Annotated in this window: 12 protein-coding genes; 5 read left to right on the top strand and 7 right to left on the bottom strand. The window is 75.7% G+C overall.

What is annotated here, in order from left to right; genetic code table 11:
• Positions 1-65 precede the first annotated feature (65 nt).
• Complete coding sequence (locus ACFV0G_RS25400) at positions 66-1,103, bottom strand: zf-HC2 domain-containing protein (RefSeq protein ID WP_380552270.1); 1,038 nt, start codon at positions 1,101-1,103, stop codon at positions 66-68.
• On the bottom strand, positions 1,100-1,927 hold the full coding sequence (gene sigE / locus ACFV0G_RS25405) for an RNA polymerase sigma factor SigE (protein WP_380552301.1): 828 nt from the start codon (positions 1,925-1,927) through the stop codon (positions 1,100-1,102). The genes ACFV0G_RS25400 and sigE overlap by 4 nt, the downstream gene beginning before the upstream one ends.
• Before the next feature lie 154 nt (positions 1,928-2,081).
• On the opposite strand from sigE, the gene ACFV0G_RS25410 reads away from it, so the two are divergent.
• The gene (locus tag ACFV0G_RS25410; protein WP_380552273.1) at positions 2,082-2,768 is read left to right on the top strand and encodes an O-methyltransferase; all 687 of its coding nucleotides are present in this window, start codon (positions 2,082-2,084) and stop codon (positions 2,766-2,768) included.
• A 105-nt stretch (positions 2,769-2,873) separates the two neighbouring features.
• Here ACFV0G_RS25410 and ACFV0G_RS25415 read toward each other — a convergent pair whose 3' ends face one another.
• Positions 2,874-3,041 (bottom strand): DUF3117 domain-containing protein, encoded by a 168-nt coding sequence (locus ACFV0G_RS25415; RefSeq protein ID WP_380552276.1) that lies wholly within the window; start codon positions 3,039-3,041, stop codon positions 2,874-2,876.
• A gap of 321 nt (positions 3,042-3,362) precedes the next feature.
• Between ACFV0G_RS25415 and ACFV0G_RS25420 the strand changes: the two genes are divergently transcribed.
• Positions 3,363-4,163, top strand: coding sequence for an enoyl-CoA hydratase/isomerase family protein (locus ACFV0G_RS25420; RefSeq protein WP_380552279.1), 801 nt, complete (start codon positions 3,363-3,365; stop codon positions 4,161-4,163).
• Positions 4,164-4,167: 4 nt separating this feature from the next.
• Here ACFV0G_RS25420 and ACFV0G_RS25425 read toward each other — a convergent pair whose 3' ends face one another.
• Both ACFV0G_RS25425 and ACFV0G_RS25430 read right to left on the bottom strand, forming a co-directional pair.
• On the bottom strand, positions 4,168-4,779 hold the full coding sequence (locus tag ACFV0G_RS25425; protein ID WP_380552282.1) for a DNA-3-methyladenine glycosylase I: 612 nt from the start codon (positions 4,777-4,779) through the stop codon (positions 4,168-4,170).
• On the bottom strand, positions 4,776-5,297 hold the full coding sequence (locus tag ACFV0G_RS25430; RefSeq protein WP_380552285.1) for a DivIVA domain-containing protein: 522 nt from the start codon (positions 5,295-5,297) through the stop codon (positions 4,776-4,778). The genes ACFV0G_RS25425 and ACFV0G_RS25430 overlap by 4 nt, the downstream gene beginning before the upstream one ends.
• Positions 5,298-5,456: 159 nt before the next feature.
• Between ACFV0G_RS25430 and folP the strand changes: the two genes are divergently transcribed.
• A complete protein-coding gene (folP, locus tag ACFV0G_RS25435; protein WP_380552304.1) occupies positions 5,457-6,269 on the top strand; it encodes a dihydropteroate synthase in 813 nt (270 codons plus the stop codon).
• Positions 6,270-6,281: 12 nt separating this feature from the next.
• Here the strand turns inward: folP and ACFV0G_RS25440 are convergent, their stop codons facing one another.
• Together ACFV0G_RS25440 and dapE are read right to left on the bottom strand one after the other, a co-directional pair.
• Entirely contained in the window at positions 6,282-7,094 is an 813-nt protein-coding gene (locus ACFV0G_RS25440) for a TIGR00730 family Rossman fold protein (protein ID WP_380552289.1), read from the bottom strand.
• Positions 7,095-7,157: 63 nt separating this feature from the next.
• Positions 7,158-8,234: a succinyl-diaminopimelate desuccinylase gene (gene dapE / locus ACFV0G_RS25445; RefSeq protein WP_380552292.1), complete on the bottom strand. Its 1,077-nt coding sequence runs from the start codon at positions 8,232-8,234 to the stop codon at positions 7,158-7,160.
• A 119-nt stretch (positions 8,235-8,353) separates the two neighbouring features.
• On the opposite strand from dapE, the gene ACFV0G_RS25450 reads away from it, so the two are divergent.
• Both ACFV0G_RS25450 and ACFV0G_RS25455 read left to right on the top strand, forming a co-directional pair.
• Positions 8,354-9,412, top strand: a complete 1,059-nt coding sequence (locus ACFV0G_RS25450) for a hypothetical protein (RefSeq protein WP_380552295.1) — start codon at positions 8,354-8,356, stop codon at positions 9,410-9,412.
• Between the two features lie 312 nt (positions 9,413-9,724).
• The gene (locus ACFV0G_RS25455) at positions 9,725-10,444 is read left to right on the top strand and encodes a hypothetical protein (RefSeq protein WP_380552298.1); all 720 of its coding nucleotides are present in this window, start codon (positions 9,725-9,727) and stop codon (positions 10,442-10,444) included.
• Positions 10,445-10,457: the final 13 nt, after the last annotated feature.

Below are 10,457 nucleotides of genomic sequence, written 5' to 3' on the forward strand. Positions count from 1 at the left end.
GCGCCCGCGGCCGCGGTGGCGACCCCCCCGCGGGGGGGGGGCCGCCGCCGGCGGGGCCGGGGCCGCTAGCGGAGCTGGTGGTGCGGGATCGCGGCGCCGCCGGTGCCCGCGCCGGTCGGCTGCACCGCCGCGGCGGGGACGTGCGGGGCGAGCGCCGGGACCATCGGGAAGTCGGCGGGCCGCGGGGCGTCGCGCGGGCCGGCCCCGGCGCCGGGACCGCTCACCGGGGTGACCCGGTGGCCGGGCTCCTCGCCGCCGAGCACGGCCGACCCGCCGACACCGCCCAGGGTGACCGCCGCCACCGAGAAAGCACCCGCGGCGGCGAAGACGAAACGGCGCCCGAACGGCGCCGCGGCGCGGCCGGTGCCCGCCGCGGCCGCGGCCGGCTCGGCCGCCGGACGGCCCGTGGGCATCGGGGCGCGCCGGGAGCGCAGCTCGGTCAGCGAGCGCAGCGCGGACGGCTGCCCGGAGGTCAGGCCGTGGCCGCCCGCGGCATAGGGCCGCTCGGCCGGAAAGGGGCGGTCGGCGGGGAACATCGGGCCCGGCCGGCCGGCCCGCGGGTCGACGCCGGGGATCGGGGTGTCCGCCCCCAGCGCGCCGGAGCCGAAGGAGGAGCCGGCGCCGCGGCCGAACGAGCCGCCGGTGAGCCGGCTGCCGCCGAGCGTGCCGGCGCCGGGCGGGACGGCCCCGCTGCCCGGGCCGCCGTCCTGCTCGTCGTCGGGGAGCGCGGCGACCGCCATCAGGCGGGCCATCAGGGTCGAGGAGGGGCCGGGGGTGTCGGTGCGGGTCAGCAGGTGCTTGACCGCACGGGCCTCGTCCGCCTCGGCGAGACAGTCCGGGCAGGTGGCCAGGTGCGCCTGGACGCGCTCGCGGGGCTCGTGGCCGAGCTCGCCGTCGAGGTAGGCGGAGAGGCGGTCGCCGAGGTGGTGCTCGTCCACCGGCTCGGCGGTGCGGACCGGGACGGGCCGCAGGGCCGTCGCCGCGGGCCGCTCGGCGCTCTGCGCCGGCTCGGCGGTGCGGCGGCCGAGCTGGGCCCAGGACGGGCCGCGGCGGGACCGGCCGGCCGGCTCCGGGCCGCCGCCCACGGGGGTGCCGCCGCTCACGAGCCCCTCCGATCGAGGCCACCTGCCGTGCCGGGGTCGGCACCGACCGGGACGGGCTCGGCGGAGCCGCCGCGGCGCATCCGGCCGGGCGCGGCGTTCGGCGCGCGGTGCTTGAGGGCGGCGCGCAGGTGCGAGCGGCCGCGGTGGATGCGGCTGCGCACGGTGCCGAGCTTGACGCCGAGGGTGGCCGCGATCTCCTCGTAGGACAGGCCCTCGATGTCGCAGAGGACCACGGCGGCGCGGAACTCCGGCGCCAGGGTGTCCAGCGCCTGCTGGACGTCGGCGTCGAAGTGGGTGTCGCTGAAGTGCTGGGCGGGGCTCGGCTCGCGGCTGGGGAGGCGCTCGGCGGCGTCCTCGGCGAGGGCGTCGAAGCGGATCCGCTGGCGGCGGCGCACCATGTCCAGGAACAGGTTGGTGGTGATGCGGTGCAGCCAGCCCTCGAAGGTGCCGGGCGTGTAGGTGGAGAGCGAGCGGAAGACCCGGACGAAGACCTCCTGCGTGAGGTCCTCGGCGTCGTGCTGATTGCCCGTCAGCCGGTAGGCGAGGCGGTAGACGCGGGCGCTGTGCGCCTCGACGATCTCCTCCCAGGAGGGCGGCGACCAGCTCTGCGCGTCGGGGCCCTCGGCGAAGCTCGCGAGCGGGGCGGGCTCGGTCACGGCGTCGCCGTTCGCGGCGGCGGCGTCCAGGGGGGCGTGCGCGGGCTGGTTCATCACGGGCTTCGGCGTACGGGCCGACGAGGTGCCGCGGACGTGCCGCTGCACAGGGACGTCGCCCTCGGCCACACCTCCTCGGTCGGCTCTTCTGCCCAGCAGGGCCACCACCATATCCACCTCGCCCGTCGGATCCGGATAAAGTGCGCAACCGCCCCCGGGACGGGCCGGCGGCCCGCCGCGACGGCGCCGCACCCGCCCCGATCGCCAAGTCCTGCCCCCTTCAACGGCCCGCCGCCGAACGCGGTTCCCGGGCGGCCAGTAATCTGTGGCTGAAAATGTCGACATCGGGTCGGCATCCGGCGCTCCGGAAGAGGCAGCCATCACCGAGTTCGGGCCCGAGCGCGCGGCGCTCGCCGACACCTACGTCGGCGAGGACGCGGTGCTGACCTACGCCCGGGCCCAGTCGGCGCGGACCGGGATACGGGCGATCGGCCCCAGCGGCGGCGCCTTCCTGCGCCTGCTCGCGGCGGCCGTGGGCGCTAAGTCGGTCGCCGAGATCGGCACCGGCACCGGGGTGTCGGGGGTCTACCTGCTGCGCGGGATGAGACCCGACGGCGTGCTCACCACCGTGGACCGCGAGCCGGTGCGCCAGCAGTACGCCCGGGAGGCGTACCAGGCGGCCGGCTTCGCGCCGAACCGGGCGCGGTTCATCCCCGGCCGGGCGCTGGACGTGCTGCCGCGCCTCGCCGACGGGCAGTACGACCTGGTCTTCTGCGACGGCGATCCGGCCGAGTCGCAGTCCTATCTTGCAGAATCGTTGCGGCTGCTCCGTCCGGGCGGCATGGTCTGCTTCGAGGGCGTCTTCCAGGAGGGCCGGCTCGCCGAGCCCGACCTGGACGACCCGCAGACCCACGCGGTGCGCGAGCTCGTCCGGGAGGTGCGCGAGAGCGACCGGCTGCTGCCCGCGCTGCTGCCGGTCAGCGACGGCCTGCTCTGCGCCGTCAAGCGCTGACACCCCGTCCGCGGCACGGCCGGCGGACGGCACAGGGCCCGGATCCGCTGATCGGATCCGGGCCCTGCCGGCATCTCCAGGAGATGAGGATGAGCACCCGCTGCGTCAGCCGCAGGCCTTCTTCAGAGCCTCGCCCAGGGCCTCCGCCTCATCGGGCGTCAGCTCCACCACCAGGCGACCGCCGCCCTCGAGCGGAACTCGCATGATGATGCCCCGCCCCTCTTTGGTGACCTCGAGCGGGCCGTCACCCGTCCGCGGCTTCATGGCCGCCATGCTCGTTCCCCTTCCTGCAACCGCTCAGCTACGTACCGGAGGTCCGTCCACCGCCGGTATCGAACGCATTGATCGGAAGCCATTATCCCGCATCCCGCACCCCGATGACCAACATCACTCTCTGGGCAACGGCGACCGCACCCTCCCATACCGGTCCATCACCAGCCAGAAGCCCCATTCGGGCGCTACCCGGCGCGGCCCGCGGAGGTGCGCTACCTCACACTCCCCAGGCGGCCGCGGACTGGGCCATCCTGATCAGGACGGCCGGCCCGACCGGCCCGCCGCCCCGACCGCCCCACCACCCGCAGGGAGCCCTCGCCCATGTCCGACCCCGTGCGCTACGAGCTCGACGGCGCGCTCGCCGTCATCACCATCAACCGCCCGGACGCGATGAACGCACTGGACGTGGCCACCAAGGTGGCCCTGCGCGACACGGTCGCCGGGGCCGCCGCCGACCCGGCGGTGCGCGCGGTGCTGCTCACCGGCGCGGGCGACCGGGCGTTCTGCGTCGGGCAGGACCTCAAGGAGCACCTCGGGCTGCTGAAGCGCGCCGAGGAGACCGGCGAGGGCGCCCTGCGGACGGTCGCGGAGCACTACAACCCGCTGCTGCGCTCGCTCGCCGGGATGCGCAAGCCCACGATCGCCGCGGTCAACGGCGTGGCGGCCGGCGCGGGCGCCGGGCTGGCCTTCGCCTGCGACTTCCGGATCGTCGCCGACACCGCGGGCTTCAACACGTCCTTCGTCGGGGTCGCGCTGACCGCCGACTCGGGCGTCTCCTGGACGCTGCCCCGGCTGGTCGGGCACGCCCGGGCGACCGAGCTGCTGATGCTGCCGCGCACCGTGAAGGCCTCCGAGGCGCTCACCCTCGGGCTCGCCACCCGGGTCGTACCGGCCGCCGAACTCGCGGAGACCGCAAGGGCGTTCGCGGCGGAGCTGGCGGCCGGACCGACCGTCGCCTACGGCGCCGTCAAGGAGTCGCTGGCCTACGGCGCGTCGCACTCGCTGAGCGAGCTGCTCGACAAGGAGGACGAGCTGCAGACGCTGGCCGGGGCGAGCGAGGACCACACGATCGCCGTCCGCGCGTTCGTGGCCAAGGAGACCCCGCGCTACGTCGGCCGCTGAGCCCTCAGCCGCGGCCCGGGTCGGCGGCCGCCGTACGGACGTGACAGTCCGCCAGGTGGTCGTCGACCAGGCCGCAGGCCTGCATCAGCGCGTAGGCGGTGGTCGGGCCGACGAAGCGGAAGCCGTGCTTCTTCAGGTCCTTGGCCAGCGCGGTCGACTCCGGGGTCACGGCCGGCACGTCGGCGAGCGTCCGGGGCGCCGGCCGGCCGGGCTCGGCCGCGTACTGCCAGACGAGTGCGTCGAGGCCGCCGTCCAGGTCGAGCGCGGCGCGGGCGTTCGCCACGGTCGCCTCGATCTTGGCCCGGTTGCGGATGATCCCCGGGTCCTGGAGCAGCCGCTCCACGTCGGCGGGGCCGAAGGCCGCCACCTCGGGGATCCGGAAGCCCGCGAAGGCCGCCCGGAAGCCCTCCCGGCGGCGCAGGATGGTGATCCAGGAGAGCCCGGACTGGAAGGCCTCCAGGCTGATCCGCTCGAACAGCGGGCCGTCGCCGTGCACCGGCCGGCCCCACTCGGTGTCGTGGTAGGCGCGGTAGTCGTCCGCCGACAGCCCCCAGCCGCAGCGGAGCAGCCCGTCCGGTCCGGGTACCGCGCCGGCCGCGGCCGCCTCGTCGCTCACTTCTGCTTCTTCTCCAGGTCGGCCCCGGCCGCCGCGTCCGCGGCCGGCCCGTCGGGCTCCTCGGCGGCCTGCTGCTCGGCCTGCTCGTCGCCGGCCGCGGCCGCCTCGGCCGGGGCGTCTGCCGTCGGGGCGTCTGCCGTCGGGGCCGGCCGCTCGACCACGGCGGCGAAGGCCTCCAGGCCGGGCAGCGTCTCGTCCTGCACCGCGAGGTCGGGCGCCGCCTCGACCGCGCCGCGGACCACCGCGGCGGCCTCCAGCTCGGCGATCCGGGAGTCCCGCAGCGCCAGCTCGGCACCGAGCCGGTCGAGGACGTCGTCCACCTCGTCCATCCGGTAGCCGCGCAGCGCCATCGGCAGCCGCAGCCCGTCCACGTCGTGCCGGGCCAGCGGGCGGTCCTCGGGCAGCCGGGGCGTCATCCGGTCCGGCACCGCCTCCGGGAGGACGCCGCCCCCGCCGAGCGCCACCAGCGCCGCACCGCCGACCACCACGGCCATCGCCGCCACGATCACCCAGAACACGAGCCGCCTCCGATACTCCGCGGCCCGTCTCCGGCAATGGTGGGATCATGGTCCCCGGACAGGCCGGGGCCCATCATTGCACCCGGGCGAGCTGTGGAGGAGATTCCGGTGGCACTGCGTCTGGGCCCGCGCGAGTTCGGCGCGGACGAACTCGTGATCATGGCCATCGTGAACCGCACCCCGGACTCCTTCTTCGACCGGGGCGCCACCTTCGCGGACGAGGCCGCGTTCGCCGCCGCCGACCGCGCGGTGGCCGAGGGCGCGGCCGTCCTGGACATCGGCGGGGTCAAGGCCGGCCCCGGCGACGAGGTCACCGTCGAGGAGGAGCTGCGCCGCACCGTCCCGTTCGTGGCCGAGCTGCGCAAGCGCCACCCGGGGGCGGTGATCAGCGTGGACACCTGGCGGCACGAGGTCGGCGAGGCGGTCTGCGAGGTCGGCGCGGACCTGCTGAACGACGCCTGGGGCGGGGTCGACCCGAAGCTCGCCGAGGTCGCCGCCCGGTACGACGTCGGCCTGGTCTGCACCCACGCGGGCGGCGCCGAGCCGCGCACCCGGCCGCACCGGGTCGGGTACGAGGACGTGATGGCCGACATCCTGGAGGTCACCGTGGGCCTGGCGGAGCGCGCCGCCGGGCTGGGCGTGCGGCGGGACGCGCTGATCATCGACCCGGGCCACGACTTCGGGAAGAACACCCGCCACTCGCTGGAGGCCACCAGGCGGCTGCCGGAGATGACCGCGACCGGCTTCCCGGTGCTGGTCTCGCTCTCCAACAAGGACTTCGTCGGCGAGACGCTGGACCGGCCGGTGGACGAGCGCCTGCTGGGCACCCTGGCGACCACCGCGGTCTCCGCCTGGCTGGGCGCGCAGGTGTACCGCGTGCACCAGGTCGCCGAGACCCGCCAGGTGCTCGACATGGTCGCCTCCATCCGGGGCACCCGGCCCCCGGCGGTGGCCCGCCGGGGGCTCGCGTAGGCGCCGCCCGGGTCAGACCGCGGTGCCGTTCGGCCGCCGGGTCTCGGCCAGGATCTTCAGCACGTCCTCGACCTCGTCCACCACGTGGAAGAGCTCCAGGTCGTGCTGGGAGGCCTTGCCCTGGGCGATCAGGGTGTTCTTCAGCCACTCGACCAGCCCGCCCCAGTAGGCGCTGCCGAAGAGGATCACCGGGAAGCGGGTGACCTTGCGGGTCTGCACCAGGGTGAGCGCCTCGAAGAGCTCGTCGAGCGTGCCGAGTCCGCCCGGCAGCACCACGAAGCCCTGCGCGTACTTCACGAACATCGTCTTGCGGACGAAGAAGTAGCGGAAGTTCAGGCCGAGGTCGACGAACTCGTTGAGCCCCTGCTCGAAGGGGAGCTCGATGCCGAGGCCGACGCTCAGGCCGCCGGCGTCGGAGGCGCCGCGGTTGGCGGCCTCCATGGCGCCCGGCCCGCCGCCGGTGATCACGGCGTAGCCGGCCTCCGCCAGCGCGCGGCCGATGGCCACGCCGGCCGCGTACTCGGGCGAGTCGACCGCGGTCCGGGCGGAGCCGAAGACGCTGATGGCGGCGGGCAGTTCGGCGAGCGCGCCGAAGCCCTCGACGAACTCCGAGGTGATCCGCAGCACCCGCCAGGGGTCGGTGTGCAGCCAGTCGGTGGGGCCGGTGGTGTCCAGCAGCCGCTGGTCGGTGGTGCTGGTGCCGACCTGGTCGCGACGCAGCAGCACGGGGCCCTTCTGCTTCTCCGGCCAGGGCTTCTTGCGTTCGGGCGCGTCGACTTCTTCGGGACCGTGCCCGTAGTGCTTTTCGTCTCCAGTGCCTGTCATGACGAAACCCTACGCCCGCCGTCCACCGATTTCGGCGAACGGCGGGCAACCGCCCGGTGGCTGTCAGGCGCCGGTCAGCCAGGCCCGCAGCCGGGCCTCGACCTCGGCGATCGCGGTCAGCGAGCAGTGCTCGTCGCGCTTGTGGGCGAGGTTGGGGTCGCCGGGTCCGTAGTTGACCGCGGGGATGCCGAGCGCGCTGAACCGGGCGACGTCCGTCCAGCCGAACTTGGCCCGCGGTTCGCCGCCGACGGCCGCCAGGAAGGCCTGCGCGGCGGGCCGGTCCAGGCCGGGCAGCGCGCCGGGCGCGGTGTCGGTGACGGTCACCTCGAAGCCCGCGAAGACCTCGTGCACGTGCGCGGCCGCCTCCTCCTCGGAGCGGTCCGGCGCGTACCGGAAGTTCACGTGCACCCGGCACTCGTCGGGGATGACGTTGCCGGCCACCCCGCCGTCGATCCGGGTCGCGTTCAGGCCCTCGCGGTACTCCAGGCCGTCGATGACGACCCGGCGCGGGGCGTAGTCGGAGAGCCGGCGCAGCACCTCGACGGCCTTGTGGACGGCGTTGTCGCCCAGCCAGCTGCGGGCCGAGTGGGCGCGGGTGCCGGTGAGGACGACGTCGGCCCGCAGGGTGCCCTGGCAGCCGCCCTCGACCACGGCGCCGCTGGGCTCCATCAGCACCGCGAAGTCGGCGGCGAGCCAGTCGGGCCGCTCGGCGGCGAGCCGGCCCAGGCCGTTGCGGGAGGCCTCGATCTCCTCGCAGTCGTAGAAGACGAAGGTGAGGTCGTGGTTGGGCTCGGCGAGGGTCGCGGCGAGGCGCAGCTGCACGGCGACGCCGGACTTCATGTCCGAGGTGCCGCAGCCGTAGAGCAGGTCGCCCTCGACGCGGGAGGGGAGGTTGTCGGCGATCGGCACGGTGTCCAGGTGCCCGGCGAGCAGGACCCGCTCGGCGCGGCCGAGGTCCGTGCGGGCGACGACGTTGTTCCCGAACCGGTCGACGGTCAGGTGCGGGAGCTCCCGCAGCGCGGCCTCGACCGCGTCGGCGAGGGCCTGCTCGTCGCCGCTGACGGACGGGAGGTCGACCAGCAGGGCGGTCAGCGCACCGCCGTCGAGGCTCAGGTCGAGGGGCGTGTTCGGGCTGCTCATGGTGGTTTAGCGTATCGGTGCCGGGCCCCGCGGAGGGTGCCCGGCGCAACCGTGCGGACCGCACGGCCGTCCGAGTGGGTACGGTGTGCGGGCGACGGAGCGAACGAGAGGGGCGGCCGGTGGCCGAGCGGGCGGATGGCACAGCGGGCGGCGCCGTGGCGGCGCCCGGCGGCAGGCGGCGGCGCCGCTCCCGTCTGGTGCGCCGGCTGCTGATCGGCCTCGTGGTGCTCTCGCTGGCGGCCGGGGTGGTGCTCTGGTTCAACCGGGACCGGCTGACCGTCCCGCCCGAGGGCTGCCGGATCACCACGGCGGCGGGCTCCGGCACGCTGGACCTGGAGCAGGCGGCGAACGCGGCCACCATCGCCTCGGTGGCGCTCTCCCGCGGCCTGCCCGAGCGGGCCGTGACGATCGCGCTGGCCACCGCGATGCAGGAGTCCAAGCTGCACAACCTGGAAGGCGGCGACCGCGACTCGATCGGCCTGTTCCAGCAGCGGCCGTCGCAGGGCTGGGGCACCGCGCAGCAGATCCAGGACCCGGTGTACGCCACCAACAAGTTCCTGGACGGCCTGGTCAAGGTGCCCGGCTACGCCCGGATGCCGCTGACCGACGCCGCCCAGCAGGTGCAGAAGAGCGGCTACCCGCAGGCGTACGCCAAGCACGAGTCCAACGCGACGCTGGTCTCCTCGGTGCTGACGGGCCGTGAGCCGGCGGCGCTGAACTGCGTGGTGCACGAGCTTGCCGACCCGGCCGCGGCCGCCTCCGCGGCGTCGCCGGCCGCGTCCTCGGGCACGGCCGCTGCGGCGGGGACCCCGGCGGCGGCCCCGCCGTCCTCGCCGGCCCGCCGCTCACAGGACGTCACCGAGCGGGTCCGCCGGGAGTTCGGCCGGGTGGTGGCGGTCGGTCCGGCCGCGCCGGCCGCCAAGGACGCGCGCCCGGTGCTGGCGCTCAGCCCGCAGGCGTCGGCCTCGGCGGGCGCGGGGCCGGAGGCGCTGCGGCAGTCCGGCTGGGCGGTGGCCCAGTGGGCGGTCGCGCAGGCGCAGGAGCTGGGGATCGGCGCGGTCGCGTACGACGGCAAGGTGTGGCGGTTCGACCGGCCGTCGGACGGCTGGCGGCCGCAGGCCGAGAACGCCCCCGCCGACCGGGTGCTGGTCACCCTCGGGGCGCCCGCGAAGGCGTGACGGTACGTTGACGGACGTATGAGCGGGTTACCGCCCGGCGGGTGAATCCGGTCAACCCCGGTGGACCGCCTCCGGGGGTCGACCCGGGGCCCGTGGGCATGGCCGACCGGGTCGGTACGGACCTTCCCCGGCAAGGGAAGTGACGGTTCTGCGGGTCGGTGCCCGATGCCCGGGATGTCGCGGATGCCGGAAAGACGATCGTCTGATCTTTACCTGCACTTTACCTTTACCGGCCGAAACCTTCCCGCCTCCTGAGCGGTAAGCACGGTGTCCGCCCGTCGGACCGCCCTGTCCTCATCCTTTAGGAGCACCATGTCTCACCCCCTCAAGCGCCGGATCGCCCAGGCCGCCCTGCTCGTCGCGGCAGGCGCGACCCCGCTGATCGCGGCCGGCTCCGCCTCGGCCGCCGACCTGGTGCCGCAGGGGACCGACCTGGGATCCGGCCTCACCCAGCTCGACTCCCCCGGCGGCACCGTGCAGGACGCGGCCCACGAGCTCGGCCAGTCCGCGGGCGCCACCGGTGCCGCGACCGTCGCCACCGGCGTCCCGGCCACCAGCGACGCGGCCGGCCACACCGTGGCCGCCGCGCTGCCCGACGCCGACCAGGCGCTCGGCCCGGTGACCAACACCGCCGGCAAGACCACCGCCGCCACCGGCGCGCTCTCCACCATCGCCGGCCAGGTCGCCCCCGCCCTGGTCGACCGCGCGGGCCCGGCCGTCGCCGGCAAGCTGCTCCCCTCGGTGCCCGGCACCCGCAGCGCCGGCGCCGGCTCCCCGCTGGGCACGGTCACCGGCGCGCTGCCGACCGGCGGCCTGCCCACCGGGACGCTGACCAGTGCGCTGCCCACCGGCGGGCTCACCCGGTCGCTGCCGGGCGCCGACGCCCTGGGCGCGCTGACCGGTACCCCGGCCGCCGAGAACCGGCTGGGCGGCGTGCCCTCGCTGGGCTCCAACCCGGCCGACCTGCTGGGCGGCATCGGCCCGGTCGGCAGCCTGCTGAGCGGCATCGGCGGCGGCCACCTGGCCGGCTGAGCGGGCCGGAGGC

The organism is Kitasatospora sp. NPDC059571, from assembly GCF_042735675.1.
Classification (GTDB): domain Bacteria; phylum Actinomycetota; class Actinomycetes; order Streptomycetales; family Streptomycetaceae; genus Kitasatospora.